At 62.0% G+C, this 19954-nt stretch carries 19 protein-coding genes and 1 pseudogene; 10 read left to right on the forward strand and 10 right to left on the reverse strand.

Annotated elements, in window-relative coordinates; translation table 11 throughout:
* Window positions 1-227, forward strand: a pseudogene (locus tag AC1DUU_RS05480) (thiamine ABC transporter ATP-binding protein); the annotation flags it as partial.
* A 263-nt stretch (window positions 228-490) separates the two neighbouring features.
* Window positions 491-1897, forward strand: a complete 1407-nt coding sequence (locus AC1DUU_RS05485; RefSeq protein ID WP_476782425.1) for a M48 family metalloprotease — start codon at window positions 491-493, stop codon at window positions 1895-1897.
* A 5-nt stretch (window positions 1898-1902) separates the two neighbouring features.
* Here AC1DUU_RS05485 and AC1DUU_RS05490 read toward each other — a convergent pair whose 3' ends face one another.
* Window positions 1903-2772 carry an RNA polymerase factor sigma-32 gene (locus AC1DUU_RS05490; RefSeq protein ID WP_476782409.1) on the reverse strand — a complete coding sequence of 290 codons (870 nt, stop codon included), beginning with the start codon at window positions 2770-2772 and terminating at the stop codon, window positions 1903-1905.
* A 243-nt stretch (window positions 2773-3015) separates the two neighbouring features.
* On the opposite strand from AC1DUU_RS05490, the gene AC1DUU_RS05495 reads away from it, so the two are divergent.
* From AC1DUU_RS05495 to AC1DUU_RS05505, 3 genes are all read left to right on the forward strand, one after another.
* The gene (locus AC1DUU_RS05495; RefSeq protein ID WP_476782410.1) at window positions 3016-3789 is read left to right on the forward strand and encodes an amino acid ABC transporter substrate-binding protein; all 774 of its coding nucleotides are present in this window, start codon (window positions 3016-3018) and stop codon (window positions 3787-3789) included.
* Window positions 3790-3919: 130 nt separating this feature from the next.
* Window positions 3920-4600, forward strand: a complete 681-nt coding sequence (locus tag AC1DUU_RS05500) for an amino acid ABC transporter permease (RefSeq protein ID WP_476782411.1) — start codon at window positions 3920-3922, stop codon at window positions 4598-4600.
* Complete coding sequence (locus tag AC1DUU_RS05505; RefSeq protein WP_476782412.1) at window positions 4597-5364, forward strand: amino acid ABC transporter ATP-binding protein; 768 nt, start codon at window positions 4597-4599, stop codon at window positions 5362-5364. The genes AC1DUU_RS05500 and AC1DUU_RS05505 overlap by 4 nt, the downstream gene beginning before the upstream one ends.
* Before the next feature lie 225 nt (window positions 5365-5589).
* Here the strand turns inward: AC1DUU_RS05505 and AC1DUU_RS05510 are convergent, their stop codons facing one another.
* The 4 genes from AC1DUU_RS05510 to AC1DUU_RS05525 form a co-directional block, all read right to left on the reverse strand.
* Window positions 5590-6174, reverse strand: a complete 585-nt coding sequence (locus AC1DUU_RS05510) for a CarD family transcriptional regulator (protein ID WP_476782413.1) — start codon at window positions 6172-6174, stop codon at window positions 5590-5592.
* A 356-nt stretch (window positions 6175-6530) separates the two neighbouring features.
* Window positions 6531-6869 (reverse strand): ferredoxin FdxA, encoded by a 339-nt coding sequence (gene fdxA / locus AC1DUU_RS05515; RefSeq protein WP_476782414.1) that lies wholly within the window; start codon window positions 6867-6869, stop codon window positions 6531-6533.
* A gap of 148 nt (window positions 6870-7017) precedes the next feature.
* Window positions 7018-7401: an RNA-binding S4 domain-containing protein gene (locus tag AC1DUU_RS05520; RefSeq protein ID WP_476782415.1), complete on the reverse strand. Its 384-nt coding sequence runs from the start codon at window positions 7399-7401 to the stop codon at window positions 7018-7020.
* Between the two features lie 5 nt (window positions 7402-7406).
* The gene (locus tag AC1DUU_RS05525) at window positions 7407-10661 is read right to left on the reverse strand and encodes a helicase-related protein (RefSeq protein ID WP_476782416.1); all 3255 of its coding nucleotides are present in this window, start codon (window positions 10659-10661) and stop codon (window positions 7407-7409) included.
* Between the two features lie 737 nt (window positions 10662-11398).
* Between AC1DUU_RS05525 and aqpZ the strand changes: the two genes are divergently transcribed.
* Window positions 11399-12088, forward strand: a complete 690-nt coding sequence (gene aqpZ, locus AC1DUU_RS05530; RefSeq protein WP_476782417.1) for an aquaporin Z — start codon at window positions 11399-11401, stop codon at window positions 12086-12088.
* A gap of 66 nt (window positions 12089-12154) precedes the next feature.
* On the opposite strand, the gene phbB is transcribed toward aqpZ, so the two are convergent.
* Window positions 12155-12880, reverse strand: coding sequence for an acetoacetyl-CoA reductase (phbB, locus tag AC1DUU_RS05535; protein WP_476782418.1), 726 nt, complete (start codon window positions 12878-12880; stop codon window positions 12155-12157).
* Between the two features lie 94 nt (window positions 12881-12974).
* Window positions 12975-14159 carry an acetyl-CoA C-acetyltransferase gene (locus AC1DUU_RS05540; RefSeq protein ID WP_476782419.1) on the reverse strand — a complete coding sequence of 395 codons (1185 nt, stop codon included), beginning with the start codon at window positions 14157-14159 and terminating at the stop codon, window positions 12975-12977.
* A gap of 294 nt (window positions 14160-14453) precedes the next feature.
* Between AC1DUU_RS05540 and phaR the strand changes: the two genes are divergently transcribed.
* Together phaR and AC1DUU_RS05550 are read left to right on the forward strand one after the other, a co-directional pair.
* Window positions 14454-15056, forward strand: coding sequence for a polyhydroxyalkanoate synthesis repressor PhaR (gene phaR, locus AC1DUU_RS05545; protein ID WP_476782420.1), 603 nt, complete (start codon window positions 14454-14456; stop codon window positions 15054-15056).
* A 214-nt stretch (window positions 15057-15270) separates the two neighbouring features.
* Window positions 15271-15699 (forward strand): GlcG/HbpS family heme-binding protein, encoded by a 429-nt coding sequence (locus AC1DUU_RS05550; RefSeq protein ID WP_476782421.1) that lies wholly within the window; start codon window positions 15271-15273, stop codon window positions 15697-15699.
* Between the two features lie 29 nt (window positions 15700-15728).
* Here AC1DUU_RS05550 and AC1DUU_RS05555 read toward each other — a convergent pair whose 3' ends face one another.
* The 3 genes from AC1DUU_RS05555 to AC1DUU_RS05565 form a co-directional block, all read right to left on the reverse strand.
* A complete protein-coding gene (locus tag AC1DUU_RS05555) occupies window positions 15729-16142 on the reverse strand; it encodes a hypothetical protein (RefSeq protein WP_476782422.1) in 414 nt (137 codons plus the stop codon).
* Window positions 16143-16386: 244 nt separating this feature from the next.
* Window positions 16387-16569, reverse strand: coding sequence for a 50S ribosomal protein L32 (gene rpmF, locus AC1DUU_RS05560; RefSeq protein ID WP_008834724.1), 183 nt, complete (start codon window positions 16567-16569; stop codon window positions 16387-16389).
* Between the two features lie 155 nt (window positions 16570-16724).
* Window positions 16725-17435, reverse strand: coding sequence for a biosynthetic peptidoglycan transglycosylase (locus AC1DUU_RS05565; protein ID WP_476782426.1), 711 nt, complete (start codon window positions 17433-17435; stop codon window positions 16725-16727).
* A 128-nt stretch (window positions 17436-17563) separates the two neighbouring features.
* On the opposite strand from AC1DUU_RS05565, the gene AC1DUU_RS05570 reads away from it, so the two are divergent.
* Complete coding sequence (locus AC1DUU_RS05570; protein WP_476782423.1) at window positions 17564-18481, forward strand: polyprenyl synthetase family protein; 918 nt, start codon at window positions 17564-17566, stop codon at window positions 18479-18481.
* 119 nt (window positions 18482-18600) lie between these two features.
* On the forward strand, window positions 18601-19954 hold a 1354-nt coding region (locus tag AC1DUU_RS05575), incomplete at its 3' end, for an ATP-binding protein (protein ID WP_476782424.1).

A 19954-nucleotide genomic window follows, 5' to 3' on the forward strand; every position in this document is an offset into this window, starting at 1 on the left:
GACCAGCGTTGCGTGACGACATGCTCGACCTTGTGGCAAGCGTCCAATCAGAACGCAGCATGACCGTGCTTTTCGTGACACACCAGCCCGAAGATGCGCGAAAACTCGCCGAAAACATGGTTTTCGTCGAGTCCGGGACGGTTTCCGCAACAGGAAAGACTGCAGATTTCTTTACCAATTCTGGACCTGAGGCGTTCCGACACTATATCGGCAGTGAACGGCGATGACACGATCACGCCGAGTTGCCCGGAAGCGGACATAATTTACAGCCAAATCGCCATATTGGCGGTAATGGCCTTATTGTGTTGGCAAGCTGAGTCTGGCTACGTCCTGGGACGCGGGCCGGTATCTGCTTCGCCTGCCGCCGAAGGAATTTGAAAGGACGCGAGCTCTGCCCATCTGCCGCGACGGACTGATCGAGACGAAAACGCCCCGCTACACGCGACTAGCCATCGCTGTGGCGCTGTCGGCGTTCGTCTCCGGTTGCCAGATGCTCAACACCTCCGACATTCGTGAATCCGGGTTCCAGCCGTCCAACAATCCGGTGACGGTCGACAACGTCACCCGCAACGACAAGCTCGCCGAGATCGCCAAGGCCCAGCATCCGCGCATCCTGGCGACCTATGGCGGCGAGTATTCCGATCCCAAGCTGGAGCGCATGGTCGCCAAGGTCGTCGGCTCCCTGACGACGGTTTCCAGCAACCCGAACCAGACCTACCGCATCACCATCCTCAATTCGCCCAACGTCAACGCCTTCGCCCTGCCCGGCGGCTATCTCTACGTAACGCGCGGGCTACTGGCACTGGCCAATGATTCGGCCGAACTGGCGGCGGTCATCGCGCATGAGATGGGCCACGTCACCGCCAATCACGGCATCCAGCGCCAGCAGAAGGAAGCCGAGGAAGTGCTGGCGACCAAGGTCGTCACCGACGTGCTCGGCGAAAGCCCGACGGCCAAGGCAGCGCTGATCCGCGGCAAGCTGCGGCTCGCGCAGTTCTCGCGCAACCAGGAACTGGAAGCCGACGGCATCGGCATCAAGATGAGCGGCCAGGCCGGCTACGACCCATTTGCCGCCGGCCGCTTCCTGCAGTCGATGGCCGCCTACGCCGACCTGCGCGCGGTCAGCGGCGCCACCGATGCCAGCCTCGACTTCCTGGCAAGCCATCCCAACGCGCCGCAGCGCATCGACCTCGCCCAGCGCCACGCCCGCCAGTTCGGGGCGCCGGGCATCGGCACCCGCGACCGCGATTCTTTCCTGGCGGGAATAGATGGGCTGTTGTTTGGCGACACACCTGATGAAGGTTATGTGCGGGGCACGACCTTCCTGCATCCGAAGCTCGGCATCTCGTTTTCGGTGCCGCAGGGGTTCATAATCGATAACACCGCAGCCGCCGTCACCGCGACAGGCCCCGATAACACCGCCATCCGTTTCGACGGTGTGACCATCGACGCCAAGCTGTCACTGTCCGACTATATCAAGAGCGGCTGGGTGGCGGGGCTCGACCCGGCAAGCGTGCGCGCCGAAAACATCAACGGCAATGAAGCAGCATTCGCGCGCGCCAGCGCCGAGGGCTGGAAGTTCGACATCGTGGTGATCCGCAACGGCGCGCAGGTCTACCGCCTGCTGACGGCAGCGCCGACCGCAAGCACCACGCTCGAAACGGTCGCCCGTTCGGTCAGCTCCAGCTTCCACGTGATGACCGCTGCGGAAAAGGCAGCGCTTAAGCCGCTGCGCATCCGCGTCGTCACCGTCCAGCCGGGGCAGACGATGGGGTCGCTCGCCGCCAGCATGATCGGCGTCGACCGCAAGCTCGATCTGTTCAGGGTGCTGAATGCTATGGCGCCGGGCGCCACGGTGTCGGCTGGCGACAAGGTCAAGATCGTCACCGATCGATAGCGGGTTCAGGCCGGCAGGAACGCCGAGTTCTGCCGGACCAGGGCCGATTTCAATTTCTCCATCGCGCGGGTCTCGATCTGGCGTACCCGCTCCTTGGAGATGCCAAGCGAGGTGCCGAGCTGTTCGAGCGTAGCACCTTCTTCCGTCAGCCGGCGCTCCTCGATGATCTGCAGCTCGCGGGCGTTGAGAACGCCAAGCGCGTCATGCAGCCAGCCAGAACGCCGCTCAATGTCGATCGCTTCGCCGACGAGTTCGTCGGGCAAGGGGTCGTCCGACACCAGCAAGTCCATCCGCTCGCCGGAATCGCCGTCATCGTTGAGCGGTGCGTTGAGCGAGCTATCGGGCACGGACAGGCGCATGTCCATCATCGCGACATCGGCTTCCGATACGCCAAGCGCTACCGAGATTTCCTGATAGGCAGACGTATTGCCGAGCGGGCCGCCACCCTGGGCAAGGCGGGCGCGCATGCGGCGCAGGTTGAAGAACAGGGACTTTTGGGCCGAACTGGTGCCGCCCCTGACGATCGACCAGTTGCGCAGGATATAGTCCTGCATCGATGCCCGGATCCACCAGGTGGCATAGGTCGAAAAGCGCACTTCGCGCTGAGGATCGAAACGCGCGGCCGCCTCCAACAAGCCGACATGCCCTTCCTGGATGAGGTCGCCCATTGGGAGGCCATAACGCCTGAACTTGACCGCCATGGCGATGACCAGGCGCATATGGGCAGTGGTGATGCGGTTGAGTGCGTCCTGGTCGTGCTGTTCTTTCCAGCGGATCGCCAGTTCGAGTTCTTCCCCGCGCTCCAGATAAGGTGCACGCGATGCCGCCCTCAGCATCATCTGCTCGCCGGCCAAACCCGCCCGGTCCATATACATGCTTCGCCCCTTGTCTCGTGAGCAGCCGGGCGGCGCTTAGCGGCGCTGCCCCGCACGGCTATCAACGCGGAATTCTGGCGAATGTTCCCGGGGCTCAGGCCGGGGCCCTTCCGATAGATTCAAATTCTATGATTGCCATATACTTGAAATTTATTTCCTTATCTTCAACGCCCGCTTCTGCGAGATTGCATCCAATCACAACGCACCCGGCCTTTGGCCGGCTCAAATTCGGGATCATGTAAAATGAACTGGTTGAAATCGCTGGCCGTTGCCGCAACGCTCCAGATCGCCGCCGTAGGTGCTGGCCATGCCGGTGAAAACCTCAATGAGATCAAGGCCGCCGGCGTGTTCAAGATCGGCACCGAAGGCACCTATGCGCCCTTCACCTATCACGACGCCTCGGGCACGCTGGTCGGCTTCGACGTCGAGATCGGCCGCGAGATCGCCAAGCGCCTCGGCGTCAAGGCCGAGTTCCTCGAAGGCAAGTGGGACGGCCTGATCGCCGGCATCGACGCCAAGCGCTACGACGCTGTGATCAACCAGGTCGGCATCACCGAGGCCCGCAAGGCAAAGTACGACTTCTCCGAGCCCTACATCGCTTCGAAAGCTGTGCTGATCGTCAGCGGCAAGAACGCGGACATCAAGGGTTTCGCCGATCTCAAGGGCAAGAAGTCGGCCCAGTCGCTGACCAGCAATTTCGGCAAGATCGCCGAGGCCAATGGCGCTACACTGGTCGGCACCGACGGCTTCGACCAGTCGATCCAGCTGGTGCTCAACGGCCGTGCCGACGCGACCATCAATGACTCCCTGTCGTTCTTCGACTTCAAGAAGCACAAGCCCGATGCTGACGTGAAGATCGTCGCCGAAGAGGCCAAGGCCGATTTCTCCGGCGTGATCGTGCGCAAGGGTGAGCCCGAGCTCGTCGAGGCGATCAACAAGGCGCTGGCCGAGATCAAGACCGACGGCACCTACAAGAAGATTTCCGAGGCCTATTTCGGCACGGATGTCTCGCAGTAGCCGACGCTGATCGGACGGCGACAACCCGCCTGAAAGGCGTTCATTTTTCCACCTCTCATTTTTCCCATGAACTTGCCCGGAAAATCTGCGATTTTCCGGGCTCGTTTGTTATGGGGAGGGAGCATTCATCTTGCCACATTGGCTGCAATTGATGCTGGAGTCGCTCGGACCCCTGTTGTGGGCAGCACTCGTCTTCACAGCACCCCTGACACTTCTCTCCTTCGCATTCGGCCTGACTGTCGGGCTGGGTGCAGCACTTGCGCGCCTGTTTGGCCCGTGGTGGCTGTCGGCGATCGTGCGCTTCTACGTCTGGATCATCCGCGGCACGCCGCTTCTGGTGCAGCTGTTTTTAATCTTCTACGGCCTTCCGAGCGTCGGCATTGTGCTCGACGCCTTCCCGGCCGCCCTGATCGGCTTCACTCTCAATGTCGGCGCTTATTCCTCGGAAATCATCCGCGCCGCCATAAGCTCGGTTGCCAAGGGGCAATGGGAAGCAGCCTATTCGATCGGCATGACCTGGTCGCAGGCGATGCGCCGGACGATTCTGCCGCAAGCGGCACGCGTGGCGGTACCGCCGCTGTCCAACACCTTCATCTCGCTGGTCAAGGACACGTCGCTTGCCGCCGCCATCACTGTGCCGGAAATGTTTCAGGAAGCCCAGCGCATCGTCGCCACGACCTATGAGCCGCTGATTCTGTATGTCGAGGCCGCCATACTCTATCTGGCGATGAGCTCGGTGCTGTCGTCGCTGCAGGTCAGGCTTGAAAAGCGCCTCAACCGCTATGGTGGCTTCCTGGAGGCGCGGACATGATTGGCCTGTCCCACATCGTCAAACGCTTCGGTGACAATGAGGTCCTGAAGGACGTTTCGGTCGACATCAGAGAAGGCAGCGTGACTGCCCTTGTCGGCCCTTCGGGCGGCGGCAAGAGCACGCTTTTGCGTTGCATCAACCTGCTGGAGATCCCGACATCGGGTACCGTGCGCATCGGCGACGACACGCTTGAGTTCCGCCCTGATATCAAGGTCTCGACCAAGGCGATCCAGCAGCTTCGCCGCCAGACCGGCATGGTGTTCCAGAACTTCCAGCTGTTCCCCCATCGCACGGCGATCGAAAACGTCATGGAAGGCCTGGTGACCGTACTGAAATGGCCGGAAGCCAAGGCGCGGGAACGCGCGCTGGCTCTGCTCGAAAAGGTCGGCATGGCCCACAAGGTCGATGCGTGGCCGGCGACGCTGTCAGGCGGCCAGCAGCAGCGCGTGGCAATCGCACGTGCGCTGGCGCCGCAACCGAAGGTGCTTTTGTGCGACGAGCCGACGTCGGCGCTTGACCCCGAACTCGCCCAGGAGGTGGTCGATGTGCTCGGCCAGCTCGCGCGGGAAGGCACGACCATGGTGATTGCCACGCACGATCTGCGCCTGGCGTCCAAGATCGCTCATGAGGTGGTTTTCCTCGAGGCGGGCATGGTCGTGGAAAAAGGTCCGGCGAGCGAGGTCTTCGGAAACCCGACCCATCAGCGCACCAAGCGCTTCATCGCGACCATCACGCATCAACATGGCGAAGGAGGCGAGGGGTAGGCCGTCGCCGCATCTCTTTCACCTGCACGCACAAAGCGGAGAGATAGATCTACCGTCTCGTCCAGGACCAAGGATTGGTGAGGCTCGTGTCTTCTTTGTTCTGGACCCTGGCCACGGTTGCCATGCCGTCATGGGGCAACTGCGGTGACGACCCAAGCGTGCCAGTCTCCAAACAAAAAACCCGGCCATTGGCCGGGTTTTTCGTAATATCAGCGGATAGCCAAATCAGGCAGCGACTTCCTGCTCTGCATCGGCTTCTTCGTTGTCGGCCTTGGCGCCGCGCTTCGGACCCTTGTTGAGGTTGGTCTCGATAAGACGGACAGCCTCGGTTTCCGACAGACGGTTGACGGCTGCGAGTTCGCGCGCCATGCGGTCGAGCGCTGCTTCATAAAGCTGGCGCTCGGAATAGGACTGCTCCGGCTGATTGTCGGCGCGGTAGAGGTCGCGCACAACTTCAGCAATCGAGATCAGGTCGCCGGAATTGATCTTCGCATCATATTCCTGCGCGCGGCGCGACCACATGGTGCGCTTGACGCGGGCGCGGCCCTGCACGACCTTCAAGGCACGCTCGACATAGTCGGTCTCGGAGAGCTTGCGCATGCCGATGGTGGTCGCCTTGGCGACAGGCACCTTGAGGCGCATCTTGTCTTTCTGGAAATCGATCACGAAAAGCTCGAGCTTGTGTCCCGCCACTTCCTGCTCGTCGATGGAAACGATCTGGCCGACGCCATGCGCCGGGTAGACGATATACTCGCCGGTTTTGAAACCGTGACGTGCTGCGGATTTCTTCTGCGGGATGGAAGTTGCCATACGCCCTGAACTCCTTCTTGTAACACCGGCCCGCCGAGGCCGGCTGAACGAGGATGTCACTCACGTGACCTTGTGCCGCACGACAATCGACCCCCAACCGGAGAGCTTGGACCGGTAAACCGCTAAAGCAGCGGCCTCCGGGTCCAGATTACTCTGGTCCGAATTGGGGTTGTCACCTTTCAGTGATTAAGGCTTCGCGCCATAGATCGACGTTGTGTCATCGGCATGTTGGCGTAGCTCTAACACAAAAAGTCGGAAGAATCAAGATTTTGGTGGATACGCGAAGATCTGCCGCGTCAAGAGTCGGCGGTGGCGCTCAATCCAACGATCTACCGCCTTTTAGGCCGGCAAAGGTCTCAGTTGCCTTCGCCAGGCTCCGGCGAAAAGTACTTCTCGAACTTGCCTTCGATGCCGTCAAACTCCTTGGCGTCGGCAGGCGGCTCTTTCTTGGCCGTGATGTTGGGCCATTTTTCGGCATATTCGGTGTTGATCTGCAGCCATTTGTCGAGGCTCGGCTCGGTGTCGGGCTTGATCGCGTCGGCTGGGCATTCCGGTTCGCACACGCCGCAGTCGATGCACTCGTCGGGATGAATGACGAGCATATTTTCGCCTTCATAGAAGCAGTCGACCGGACAAACCTCGATGCAATCCATGTATTTGCATTTGATGCAGTTGTCGGTGACGACATAGGTCATGGCAGGCTCCGGGACTTCCCGTATTTTTGTATCTTTGTCGGTGAGGTAGCCCCTTTGAAGACCCGTTGCAAGGGCGGCCATTGCGCGCAGAAGGCAGTTGGCGGAACGTATTTCTCAACTTGAGCGCTGGAGCTCTGGAGCCATTGCGTCACTCATTGCGCAGACGGTCGGTGGCGCGCCGTTCCTTCTTTGTCGGACGGCCGCTTCCAGCCTCGCGCAGTGGCGGCCTGGCGTCGGGCGGTGCCTGGTCCTTGGGCGTGGGAACAGGCGATATATCCTCGTAGAGCTTGCGCGCTTCTTCGGCCGGCCCGCGCCGCTCGCCCAGCAGCAGCACCTTGTAGATCAGGATGCGGCGGTCGAGCGTGATGGTCAGGACATCGCCTGTCTTGATGATGTCGGAGGCCTGGCCAAGCTTCTGGCCGTTGCTCCTGACCCCGCCTGACTGGGCAAGCTTGGCGCCAAGCGAGCGCGACTTGACCGCGCGCGAGAAGAACAGCCACTTGTCGATGCGCTGTCTTCCCTCGCCGGCCAAGGCGTTTACTTCTTGAGCTGGTCGCGCAGCGCGGCGAGCTTGGCGAAGGGCGAATCGGGATCGATGCGCACCGGACGCTCTTCGCGCGGCTTTGGCTGGAAGGCAGGCTTGCCCTTGAAGCCGCCGCGATCACCGCCATGCTTTTCGCCCTGCGGACGCTCGCCACGGCCACGGTTTTCGGGACGACCGCCCTCGCCCTGCGGCTTGCCACCGGGCTTGCGATCAAAGCGCGGACGGCCGTTTTCACGACCGCCTTCGCCACCTTCGCGGCTGCGATTGGCTTCGCCCTGACGAGCGGCGGGAGCGCCTGCGGCACGCGGCTCGCGCTGGCCGCCGCGCGGACGGTTGTCCTGACGATGACGCGGGCGCTGTTCGAAGCGGCCCTGGCGCCACAGCAAGATGGGCTTGGGCTCTTCCGCAGCCTCGGAAGCTTCTGCTGCTGCAGCTTCCACCGGAGCTGCTTCGGCAGCGGGAGCTTCAGCGACAACCGTTGCCACTTCCGGCTCGGACGCAGTTTCAGGCTCGGCCTCGACGACCGCTGCGACTTCAGCCGCAGCTTCGCCAATAGCCTCGACCTGCTCGGCAACCGCCTCTGGTGCCTGCTCGGCCGGTTCAATCTCGGACGCCTGTTCGGCGTTGTCGGCAGCAGCCTGCTCAGGGGTTTCGGCCGTCTCGACGGAGGGTTCGGCGGAGACCTCTTCGCTGCTGGCAGCGGCTGCGGCCGCCTTTGCAGCAAGTGCCCGAGCTACGGCTTCGCGGGCAACCGTGTCGATCGTTTCGAGCTTTTCCTTGACCTCGATGGCCGGCTTCGGCTCGGCGCGATAGCCAAGGCCCTTGAGGATCTCTTCCATGTCGTCGCCTGTGGCGCCGAGGATCGACATCATCTGTGGCGTGACAATGAAAGAGCTGCCGTCATAAGCGCCATCCGGACGCGCGCCGGTGCCTTGCTTCCAGGCAAGCGCGGGACGGATGAGGTCGGCAAGACGCTCCAGAATGTCGACACGCACCGCGCGACGACCGAGATTGCGGAAGCCGGCGAGCTTGTAGAAGGTCTTGTCGAAGGTCGGATCGATAACGACCGAGGTGCGGCCAGCGGCGAGCGCGTGCACGACATCGCCAAAGCCCGGCTTGTCCTTGCCGTCATTCTTCAGCGCCCACAGCAGCGTGACCAGGCCCGACGGAGCAGGCTTGATCAGCGCCGGCACGAAGACATGATAGGCGCCGAAGCGCACGCCGAGCCGGCGCAGTGCCGCGCGACCTTCCTGGTCGAGCGACTTCACCTCCTCAGTGATGTCGCGGCGATTGATCAGGCCGAAATTCTCCACCAGCTGGAAAGCGATGCCACGACCGATGCCGGAAAGCTGTTCGGCGGCCTTGAGATCGACGAGCGGCTTGAGCAGCGACTCAACCTGGAAATTGACAAAGCGTTCGGCGCGCGCGGCAACCTTGTCGCGGGCTGGGCCCGTCAGCTGCTCGTCGGCGAGCAGGATAACACGCGGCTTGAGCGCGTCTTCGCCTTCGACCAGCGTGCCGATCGGCGCGCCGATCCAGCGCAGCACGCCGTCGGAGCCAAGCGCGATGTCGCCATTGGGCGCCGCCGAAAAACGCTCGGCGCGCGAATCGAATTCGGTGGCGAGCGCCTTTTGGGCTGCCGTTCGCACTGCCTTGGCGTCTTCTCCGCCCGCGCTCTGGTCGGCGGTGAAACGGAACCCTTGCAGTTCACCGACATGGTGGCCCTCGACGAGGACGGTTCCGGACGGGCTGATTTCGGCTTCAAGCATGGTGTTTTCTCTAAGGCGGCGCATGAGGACGGAAGTCCTGCGGTCTACAAAGCGTTTCGTCAACCGCTCATGCAGCGCATCCGACAATCTGTCTTCGATGTCGCGCGTTTTTTCTTGCCAGTGTGCCTGATCGGCAAGCCAGCCAGGGCGATTTGAGACAAAAGTCCAAGTTCTGATCTGTGCGATCCGGTGTGAAAGCGTGTCAATGTCGCCTTCGGTGGAATCGGCGCGGCGCACCTGCTCAGCCATGTAATTCTCGTCAACGTGACCGCGCCGGGCGAGATCATCATACATCGACGCGATAAGGTCGGCGTGCTGGGCGGGAGCTATCCGGCGATAATCCGGCAGCGCGCAAGCTTCCCACAACAGGGCAACGCGCTCGCGGTTGGTGGCAAGCGAGCGGATGTTTTCGTCGCGGGAAAGATGTTCGAGCGCCTGGGCATCGACCGCCGGCAGGGCACGCGTCAGGCCCTCGACGGGCGCCACCGTGTCGAGCGAGCGCTTGAGCGCATCGAGGCTGGAGAACTCGAAGGAAGCGGTACGCCACTGCAGCACCTTCACCGGCTCGAAATCGTGCCCCTCGATCTTTTCGATCAGTTCTTCGTCGAACGGGTCGACCTGGCCGGTGACGCCGAAGGTACCATCGCGCAGATGGCGGCCGGCGCGACCGGCGATCTGGCCAAGCTCGGCTGCGGTCAGCTGGCGATACTGGTAGCCGTCGAACTTGCGGTTCTGGGCGAAGGCGACATGGTCGACATCGAGATTGAGGCCCATGCCGATGGCATCTGTGGCGATCAGATAGTCGACGTCGCCCGACTGGTAGAGCTCGACCTGGGCATTGCGGGTGCGCGGGCTGAGCGCCCCGAGCACCACCGCAGCGCCGCCCTGCTGGCGCCTTATCAGCTCGGCGATGCCGTAAACCTCGTCGGCCGAAAAAGCGACGATGGCCGAACGGCGCGGCAGACGCGTCAGCTTCTTTGAGCCGGCATAAGCGAGATACGACAGGCGCGGTCGCGTAACCACCGAAACGCCCTTCAACAGGCGCTGCAGGATGCCGTGCATGGTGGCAGCGCCGAGCAGCAGCGTCTCTTGCTTGCCGCGCAAATGCAGGATGCGGTCGGTGAAGATATGGCCGCGCTCGAGATCGCCGGCAAGCTGAACCTCGTCGATGGCGACAAAGGCGGCGTCGGTCTGGCGCGGCATCGCCTCGACGGTGCAGACTGAATATTTCGCGCCCGCCGGCAGGATCTTCTCCTCGCCGGTGACCAGCGCCACCTTGTGGGCGCCGACCTTTTCGCAAACCCGGCCATAGACCTCACGCGCAAGCAGTCTGAGCGGCAGGCCGATGATGCCACTTTCGTGCGCCACCATGCGCTCGATGGCGAGATGGGTCTTGCCGGTATTGGTCGGACCCAGAACCGCGGTGACATCGCGGCCTGACAGGATCAGGGGGTCGTTCTGCTTGGAGTGGACATTCATTCTCAGGAACCGCCCTCGGCGCCGGGCCAAACCGGCGTTGCGCCGCCTGTCGCGACGACAGGACACATAGGGATTTGCGCGGCGAAGCGAAAGCGGAATGTTCCAGATTTAAGTGTTGGAACGAGTCTAGAACGAATCAGCGACGAATCACTGACTCCGCCTGATTCAGGTTTTGTTCACCCCAACATGTAGATTTCGAGCTGGCAACGCGCACCACATGCAGACTCTCTAAAGTGGCCCGCTTCATGCGTTAGCGCGCTGCTGTTAACCTTTGCCGGCCCGGCAGCGGAACGCCTCGACTGCCTCAGTGCAAAATAATGATTTTGTTGATGTTTCCTATCGGCAGGTTAACCAGATGGGTGGCTCCAGCGGACAATTAGTTAAGATTTGAACCAAATGCGGAACGAACAGGCTACGAATCACTGATAGGATAAGTTTCCTGCTTTGTTCACCGCTAGATGTTGTGCCCAAGCCCTGTTCTCCACCGATTATCCACTGGCCATGCACAGGGCTATGCACTGCGTCGCCGCCGGCGCATTAACCTTTGCGTGCCATCCCGGCACAGCGGCAGCTCAGCCAAAATATCTGTGATTGCATTCCCCTGAGGCAACCACACCCATTGCGCGCGAGATCGAGCCATGCCTCCATCCTGACGTTGAGTCTGCGCGGCGGGGGTTGCCTAGGCGGGGCCCTCGGAAAATGCGGCGCACCACGCGCTCGATATTGGAGGGAATATCATGACCAAACGTCTATTCGCCGAGTTTCTCGGCACATTCTGGCTCGTCTTCGGCGGCTGCGGCAGTGCCGTGCTTGCAGCCGCATTTCCCGAACTCGGCATCGGCTTTGCCGGGGTTGCCTTGGCGTTCGGCCTCACGGTCCTGACCATGGCTTATGCGGTGGGCGGCATTTCCGGTGGTCACTTCAACCCGGCGGTCTCGGTCGGCCTGATGGTGGCCGGGCGCTTTGAAGCAAAGAACCTGATGCCATATGTCATCGCCCAGCTGGTCGGTGCGATCCTCGCATCGACGCTACTTTACCTCATCGTCAGCGGCAAGGCTGACTTTGCCGGCATCGGCGGCTTCGCAAGCAATGGCTACGGCGATGCTTCGCCGGGCAAGTTCGCCCTGACTTCAGCACTGATCATCGAGATCGTACTTACCTTCCTGTTCCTGATGATCATCCTGGGCTCGACCCATGGCCGCGTGCCGGCAGGTTTTGCGCCCCTGGCCATCGGCCTCGCCCTGACGCTGATCCATCTGATCTCGATCCCGGTGACCAATACCTCGGTCAATCCGGCCCGCTCGACCGGCCCGGCGCTGTTTGTCGGCGGTGTCGCCTTACAGCAGCTGTGGCTGTTCTGGGTGGCCCCGATCATCGGTGCGGCACTCGCCGGCATCGTTCACAAGACCATGTTTGAAAAAGCCTGAGATTGCCGACGGCAGACGCGAAAACGGCGCCTTGCGGCGCCGTTTCTTTGGCCAGCAGCTTGCAGCTTATCCGGCGAAATACTGCCCGCCATTGGCGGTCAGCGTGGCACCAGTGATAAAGCCTGACTCTTCGGATGCCAAAAACACCACGCAGCGCGCGATCTCCTCCGGCTCACCGAGGCGGCCGATGGGGATCTGGGCGATGATCGCCTCGCGCACCTTTTCCGGCACGGCCATGACCATGTCGGTGCCGATATAGCCCGGGCAGATGACATTGACGGTGATGCCCGCGCGCGCGCCCTCTTGAGCAAGCTCCTTGGTGAAGCCGATGTCGCCGGCCTTGGATGCCGAATAGTTGACTTGGCCGGCCTGGCCCTTCTGGCCGTTGATCGACGAGATGGTGACGACGCGGCCGAACTTGCGGTCGCGCATGCCGCTCCACAGCGGGTGGGTCATGTTGAAGACACCGTGCAGGTTGGTGTCKATGACCTCCTTCCAYTGYTCGCGCGTCAKCTTGTGGAACATCGMGTCGCGCGTGATGCCGGCATTGTTGACCAGCACCGCAACCGGGCCGAGGTCGGCCTCGACCTGTTTGATSCCGGCYKCRCAGGCGTCGTAGTCGGCGACCGACCATTTGTAGACCGGAATGCCCGTCTCGGCCTTGAACTTCTGCGCCGCTTCGTCATTGCCGGCATAGTTGGCGGCGACCGAATAGCCTGCGTTCTTCAGCGCGATCGAAATCGCAGCACCAATGCCGCGTGATCCGCCGGTGACGAGTGCAACCTTGCTCATGCGTTTCCCCTTTTCTGCTGCTTGATGGATTGCCCTTGCGACAGGCTTTTAGTGACAAAAAGGGCGGCACATTGGCCGCCTTTTTTTTTTCGATTTACATCGCCTCGACACACATCGCGACGCCCATGCCGCCGCCGATGCACAGGGTCGCTAGACCCTTTTTCGCACTGCGGCGCCGCATCTCGTAGACCAGCGTGTTGAAGACGCGCGCGCCAGAGGCGCCGACCGGATGACCGATGGCAATCGCCCCGCCATTGACGTTGACGATCGCCGGATCCCAGCCCATGTCCTTGTTGACCGCGCAGGCCTGCGCGGCAAAGGCCTCGTTAGCCTCGACGAGGTCGAGGTCGTTGACCGACCAGCCGGCCTTTTCGAGCGCCTTGCGCGAAGCCGGGATCGGGCCGGTGCCCATGATCTGCGGATCGACGCCTGCTGTTGCCCACGAAACGATGCGAACGAGCGGGGTGAGGCCGCGACGCGCGGCTTCGGCTTCGGTCATCAAAACGACAGCGGCAGCGCCGTCATTGATGCCCGAAGCGTTGCCGGCGGTGACAGTGCCTTCCTTGTCGAAGGCGGGTTTCAGCTTGGCAAGCGAGTCGAGCGTTGCGCCATGGCGGATATATTCGTCCTGGTCGACGATGGTGTCGCCCTTACGTCCCTTGATGGTGACGGAGACGATTTCGTCAGCGAAGCGGCCAGCCTTTTGCGCGGCTTCGGCCTTGTTTTGCGAAGCAACCGCGAACTGGTCCTGCTCGTCGCGGGTAAGCTGCCACTGGCGGGCGACGTTTTCGGCGGTGTTGCCCATGTGGTAGCCGTAAAAGGCGTCGRTCAGGCCGTCCTTGATCATCGTGTCGATCATCTTGAAGTCGCCCATCTTCACACCGCCACGCAGATGCTGGCAGTGCGGGGCCATCGACATCGATTCCTGGCCGCCGGCGACGATGATCTTGGCGTCGCCCATGGCGATCTGCTGCATGCCGATCGCGATGGTGCGCAGGCCCGAGCCGCAAAGCTGGTTGAGACCCCAGGCGGTCGCCTCCTGCGGAACACCGGCAGCCATCGCGGCCTGGCGGGCGGGGTTTTGTCCGGCACCAGCTGTGAGGATCTGGCCGAGGATGACCTCATCGACTTCCTTGGGATCGACGCCGGCGCGTGCCAGCACCTCCCGGACGGCGATAGCGCCCAGTTCATGTGCCGGCGTGTTGGCGAAGGCGCCATTGAAAGAGCCGACCGGCGTGCGGGCGGCGCTGGCGACGACGATGGAGGACGAGGCGGACATGTTTCTCTCCAGACTTCGTGAGACGAATGTTTGTTGCGCGTCGAAGACGTTGGCGCTCATGACTTTTCTTGCCCGTTCCAGGACCCGAGTCAAACCGGAAAATCGCCTGATGGCCGATGCTGCAGCCGCAGTGCAGCAATGCTGCGCAGCATTTTTTTGCCGACATCGCCCCAGCTTGCGTTCTTGCAGTGCACAAACCGCTTGGATTTGCGATTGCTTTGCGCTTATCCTCCTGACTGGCGAAATGTTACCGGCTGCTTACATGGCATTCCGGTCTTCCGGGGGAGGATGCTGATGGGTGCTAAAGATACGCCGATCGTAATCAAGAAATACGCCAACCGTCGGCTCTACAATACCGGCACGAGTACTTACGTCACGCTCGAGGACCTAGCCGAGATGGTCAAGAAGGGCGAAGAATTTACGGTGCAAGATGCCAAGACCGGCGAAGACATCACCCATCCGGTGCTGACCCAGATCATCTTCGAGCTGGAGAACAAGGACGGCCAGAACATGCTGCCGATCCCGTTCCTCAGACAGTTGATATCGTATTACGGCGATCAGATGCAGATGGTCGTGCCGAGCTTCCTCGAGCAGTCGATGCTCGCCTTCTCCAAAGAGCATGAGCGTTTCCGCGAGCAGATGAAGTCGGCCTTCGGCAAGGCGCCGATGGACATGATGAAGGGCGCAACCCCGATCAAGGCGCTGGAGGAACAGACACGCCGCAACATGGAGATGTTCCAGAACGCGATGCGCATGTTCACTCCCTTCCCGATGCCCGGGGCGGGCCCTGCACCCGCCGAGCCGGCCAAAAGCGACGCTTCGGAGAAACCAAACGAGCTCAAGGAGCTCAAGGAACAGCTCGCTGCGATGCAGCGGAAGATTGATTCTATGGGGTAAGCACCCGATCCGCCCTTTGGGCGGATCGAAACGTCCTGTAGACGTTTCGAAGGGTGCGAACGCCCTGAGCCAAAGCGAAGGGCCGGGCCGACGCCGGCCTTTTCAGCCTCCGCCCTCTCCCACCCGTTCAGGTAAGGCAGTTTCAACCGGATGCAGGGTTTTGCCCGGCATCCCAAGCGTGTTTGCTATGCGCGCGACAACAGGAGAACCAACCATGAGCGAACTGACTTTGGCCAAGGCCAACACTATCATCGCCACCGCACTTGCACTGGGTGCCGAAAAGACCTTCAAGCCGCTCGGCGTGGCGGTGCTTGACGCGGGCGGCCATCTGCTCGCTTTCCAGCGCCAGGACGGTTCGCCCTTCATCCGCGCCGAAGTCGCCTCCGGCAAGGCCTATGGCGCACTTGCCGTCGGCTCGAGCTCGCGCGCGCTTGGCGTTGCCGCCGTCGAGCGTCCGCATTTCTTCCAGGGGCTTTCGGCGGTATCGGGCGGCAAGATCGTGCCGGTGCCGGGCGGCGTGCTGATCCGCAACAAGAATGGCGACGTGCTCGGCGCGGTCGGCATTTCGGGCGATACGTCAGACAATGACGAGCTGGCTGCCATGGCCGGCATCGAAGCCGCCGGTTTCGTCGCGAAAGTCTAAGCCTTTGCGCATCCGGTGGATGCGCAAAGCTACTCGCGGTCGAACATGACGTCGCGGCTGGCGGAACGGAGCGAAACCGAAAAGCCAGCCAGAACGTCGATCAAAGCCACGACCATCAGCGTGAAGAAAACCGAGTGCGCGGCCCCGCGCACCAAAAGGAATTCGACCAGGAAAGCGACGAAGACGAAGGTCGACAACAGATGATCGACCACGGACGCGTTGCTGGTGCGCGTCGACTTCACGATTTCGACAAACAGCAGCAGCAAGGCGACGACGATCAACAGGTCGCCAAGCGTCAGCGCAAAGACGCCGCCCGACATCATGTTGAGCGACAGGATTTCAGTCGCCCACACGTCGCCCGCAGGTCCGCTGCCGAACAATCCTGCCAGGCCGATGTTGAACAGGATAAAGGGGACGATCAGCAGGGGAATGCCCGCGAGCATGGATTGGTCTCCGCGTTGCGCCGGCATCTTCTAACGCATCGATCCCAAGATCGGAATCGATTTTCGATAAGGCGCCATGCGCTGAATGGCAGCATCGCTGGCGCGTCCATGGACGCTCCGCCCCGGAATCAAAAGTCCAGGGGCCAAGTGCCCCCAGACACGAAAAAAGAAAGGACCGGCAGGCCGGTCCTTTCTCTATACGTTCGCTGAGGAGAAGCTACATAGCTTCCCTTGGAAAAGCTGCTTAGCTTTCCTTCGGCGTCAGAACCTGGCGACCGCGGTACATGCCGGTCTTCAGGTCGATGTGGTGCGGGCGGCGCATTTCGCCGGAATTCTTGTCCTCGACATAGGTCGGGGCCTTGAGCGCGTCGGCCGAGCGGCGCATACCGCGCTTGGACGGGGAGGTTTTTCGTTTAGGAACAGCCATGGATATACTCCACCAATCGGTCAAATGACCCTGTCCGCCCTCGTGAAAGGGCCGCATTCAGGGCCGGAAACTGAGAAAGTTGGCGAGCCTATACACGGCGAGAGGTAGCTTGACCAGCCCGAAGCGACTCTTTTTTCGGTCGCAGGGGAGTCAATCTAGTCCAGGCACTGCACATAGGCACCGGCCTTGCCGGCGCGCCGTTCGATGACCGAGGCGAGCCGCTTGAGCCCAGGCCCTGGCTTGGCCGGATTGCGCGCAGCCGGGTTGGGCAAGGAGACGGCGAGAAGTGCTGCCTGGCGCCCCGAAAGCTGGCTCGCCGGCTTGCCGAAATAGTGTTGGGAGGCCGCCTCGATGCCATAGATGTTGGGGCCCCATTCGGCGATGTTGAGATAGATCTCCATGATCCGCCGCTTGGGCATCAGCGCATCGAAATAGACCGCCAGCGGCAGCTCGACCACCTTGCGCAGGAAAGAACGGCCATTCCACAGATAGAGGTTCTTCACCGTCTGCATCGGAATGGTGGAGGCGCCGCGGGTCGGCTCGCCTTCCAGTGCGTCACTGATGACGCCCCTCAACTCGCCGAGGTCGACTCCCTTGTGGAAGCAGAACTGCCCGTCTTCTGACATGATGACGGAGTGCGCCATGACGGGTGCGATATCTTCGAGCGGCACCCATTGCCGGTCATAGCCCTGCAGGGTGACGAGGTCCTTGATCATCAGCGTCGAGATCGGACGAACAAAGGGCGGCAGGTACAGGATGGTCAGCACGACCGGCAGCGCTGCCATGGTCGCGGCAATCAGCGCACCAAGCCGCACCCAGCGGCGCAGGCCGCCACGCGAGAAGCTCCCGCGCCGTGCTGCTGCCATCTCCAGCCCTTCGGTTTCCGGCTCTATGATCGGTTCGGCCAACCCGTCCGCCCTTGTCTGTCAGCCTTTCGGCATAAAGGCGCTTGGCTTCTTGCGCAACGTCTGACTGTCGGCTACCGCTCGCCGCCATGACGATCGACAGCGATATCATGTTCGAAACCGCCCTTCGCATGCGCGCGGATGCCGTTGAGGCCGAGCTCAGGCAATTGCTCGGCGAACGCATCCTGCCGGGCGAGATCGCCCGTCCGGAGCATCTGATGGCAGCGATGCGCCATGGCGCGCTTAATGGCGGCAAGCGGCTCAGGCCATTTCTGGTGCTGGAGAGCGCGGCATTGTTCGACGCCGACAGCGAAGCGGCACTTCGCGTCGCCACAGCCCTCGAATGCGTGCACTGCTATTCGCTGATCCATGACGACCTGCCGGCGATGGACGACGATGACCTGCGTCGTGGCCAGCCCACCGTGCACAAGGCCTTCGACGAGGCGACAGCGATCCTGGCCGGTGACGGGCTTTTGACCCACGCCTTCGACATCATCGCCGACGAGGCGACCCCACTGCCGCCGGAGCGCAGGGCAGCCCTGGTGCTGGCGCTGGCACGCGCGGCCGGACCCGGCGGCATGGTCGGCGGCCAGGCGCTCGACCTCGACGCCGAACGCAACAAGCCCGACGAAGCCGGCATCMTCCGCCTGCAGGCGATGAAGACCGGCGCGCTGATCCGCTTCGCCTGCGAGGCCGGGGCGATGCTCGCAGGCGCTTCCCCAGACGACCGCGAGCGGCTTGCCGAGTTCGGCTCGGCGATCGGCCTTGCGTTCCAGCTCGCCGACGACCTTCTCGACCTCACCGCCGACGCCGAAACAATGGGCAAGGCGACAGGCAAGGACGCTGCCGCTGGCAAGGCAACGCTGGTTTCACTGCATGGCGCCGAGTGGGCCCGCACCCAGCTTACAGGCCTGGTCGCCCAAGCCCACGACCTGCTCGAACCCTTCGGTGAGCGCGCAATCATGCTCAAGGCGGCCGCAAGTTTCGTCGCCGAACGCAATAGCTGATCCGGTGGCGGATCGACCGAAGCTGCCGTAGCAGGCAGTTTAGCGGCGTCAGAAACTCTTAATGTTAATAGTGTCTATTCCGGCTCTGTAAAATTGTGCGTATGTGTTTGGGGTTGCGCATGCCGGAGCACTCTTCCTTCATCGGCTCGATACGGATCAGATACCTGTCGGGTCTGTTGATCTTCGCGCTTTCTTCCATGGCCGTGATGGTTGCCTTCAGCCAGGGCAATTCCTACCGGCGCAATGTCGATACCATCGCGTCCGAGCTTTCGTCCTTTGCCCGCGACCTGCGCAACGCYACCAACTTCGCCGAAACCACGCCCACTGCCTGGCGCCCTGAAACCCAGGAGGCGCTCGCGATTGCGGGACGCAACCACGCGGCACGGCTGGAGGCCGGCATCGAGGCCCTGACCGACACGATCAATTCGGTGCGCCCGCAACTGTCGGAAAAGTCGCAGCGCGAACTCGACAGTGCCTCGGTCAACGGCGACCTGTTCTGGTCGGCGCGTGACATCGCCCGCAACCTGGGTGCGCTCGCCACGGCTCAATCGCCCGACGAATGGAGTTCTCGCGAAATCCGCAACCAGAACGACCTGTTCGCTCAGCCGATGCTGCTGCGCGCAAGCAGTGCAATGGAGAGCGAGCGCCGATACGCCGAGGCGCGTAGCGACCGGCTTTTGATGGCCGCCACCGCCTTGCTCGTGCTGGTGATCGGGGGTGTCGCCGTGTGGGTATTCCGCCCGATGGAACATGCCATCCGTCGCGCCTTTGCCGAAAGTTCAGAGTCGCTGTCCAAGGCCGAGGCTGCCGACCGCGCCAAGTCGGAATTCCTCGCCAATATGAGCCACGAAATCCGCACGCCGATGAACGGCGTGCTCGGCATGGCCGAGCTTTTGGCGCGAACCGACCTGACGCCGCGCCAGAAGACGTTTACCGACGTCATCGTGAAGTCGGGCAACGCGCTTTTGACCATCATCAACGACGTTCTYGATTTTTCCAAGATCAATGCCGGCCAGCTTACGCTCGACCCAGCACCCTTCCATCTCGGCGAGGCGGTGGAGGATGTCGCGACCCTGATCTCGGCGCGTGTTGCCGAAAAGAACCTCGAGCTCATCGTCCGCATCGATCCACGCCTTCCGAGCCATGTCGTTGGCGACGTCGGCCGCTTCCGCCAGATCATCACCAACATGCTCGGCAATGCGGTGAAGTTCACCGAACGCGGCCATGTGCTGGTCGATGTGACGGGAGAAATCATCGACGACGCCGTGGCCCTCAAGGTCCGCGTCGAAGACACCGGCATTGGCATCCCCGCAGACAAGCTACAGAACGTGTTCGAAAAATTCGCGCAGGTCGACGGCAGCTCGACCCGCCGCCACGAGGGCACCGGCCTCGGACTTGCCATCGCTGCCCGCCTCGTCGACTTGATGAGCGGCCATATCGGCGTCGAGAGCGAACTCGGCAAGGGCTCGGTGT

The sequence above is a fragment of the Aminobacter sp. P4_H6_2 genome (genome assembly GCF_056400805.1).

Bases quoted from the DNA above. Each gene is read 5' to 3' on its own strand.
- AC1DUU_RS05485 (WP_476782425.1), top strand. From the start codon at position 491: ATGCTCAACACCTCCGACATTCGTGAATCCGGGTTCCAGCCGTCCAAC.
- AC1DUU_RS05490 (WP_476782409.1), bottom strand. From the start codon at position 2,772: ATGTATATGGACCGGGCGGGTTTGGCCGGCGAGCAGATGATGCTGAGG.
- AC1DUU_RS05495 (WP_476782410.1), top strand. From the start codon at position 3,016: ATGAACTGGTTGAAATCGCTGGCCGTTGCCGCAACGCTCCAGATCGCC.
- AC1DUU_RS05505 (WP_476782412.1), top strand. From the start codon at position 4,597: ATGATTGGCCTGTCCCACATCGTCAAACGCTTCGGTGACAATGAGGTC.
- AC1DUU_RS05510 (WP_476782413.1), bottom strand. From the start codon at position 6,174: ATGGCAACTTCCATCCCGCAGAAGAAATCCGCAGCACGTCACGGTTTC.
- fdxA (WP_476782414.1), bottom strand. From the start codon at position 6,869: ATGACCTATGTCGTCACCGACAACTGCATCAAATGCAAATACATGGAT.
- AC1DUU_RS05525 (WP_476782416.1), bottom strand. From the start codon at position 10,661: ATGAATGTCCACTCCAAGCAGAACGACCCCCTGATCCTGTCAGGCCGC.
- aqpZ (WP_476782417.1), top strand. From the start codon at position 11,399: ATGACCAAACGTCTATTCGCCGAGTTTCTCGGCACATTCTGGCTCGTC.
- phaR (WP_476782420.1), top strand. From the start codon at position 14,454: ATGGGTGCTAAAGATACGCCGATCGTAATCAAGAAATACGCCAACCGT.
- AC1DUU_RS05550 (WP_476782421.1), top strand. From the start codon at position 15,271: ATGAGCGAACTGACTTTGGCCAAGGCCAACACTATCATCGCCACCGCA.
- AC1DUU_RS05555 (WP_476782422.1), bottom strand. From the start codon at position 16,142: ATGCTCGCGGGCATTCCCCTGCTGATCGTCCCCTTTATCCTGTTCAAC.
- rpmF (WP_008834724.1), bottom strand. From the start codon at position 16,569: ATGGCTGTTCCTAAACGAAAAACCTCCCCGTCCAAGCGCGGTATGCGC.
- AC1DUU_RS05565 (WP_476782426.1), bottom strand. From the start codon at position 17,435: ATGGCAGCAGCACGGCGCGGGAGCTTCTCGCGTGGCGGCCTGCGCCGC.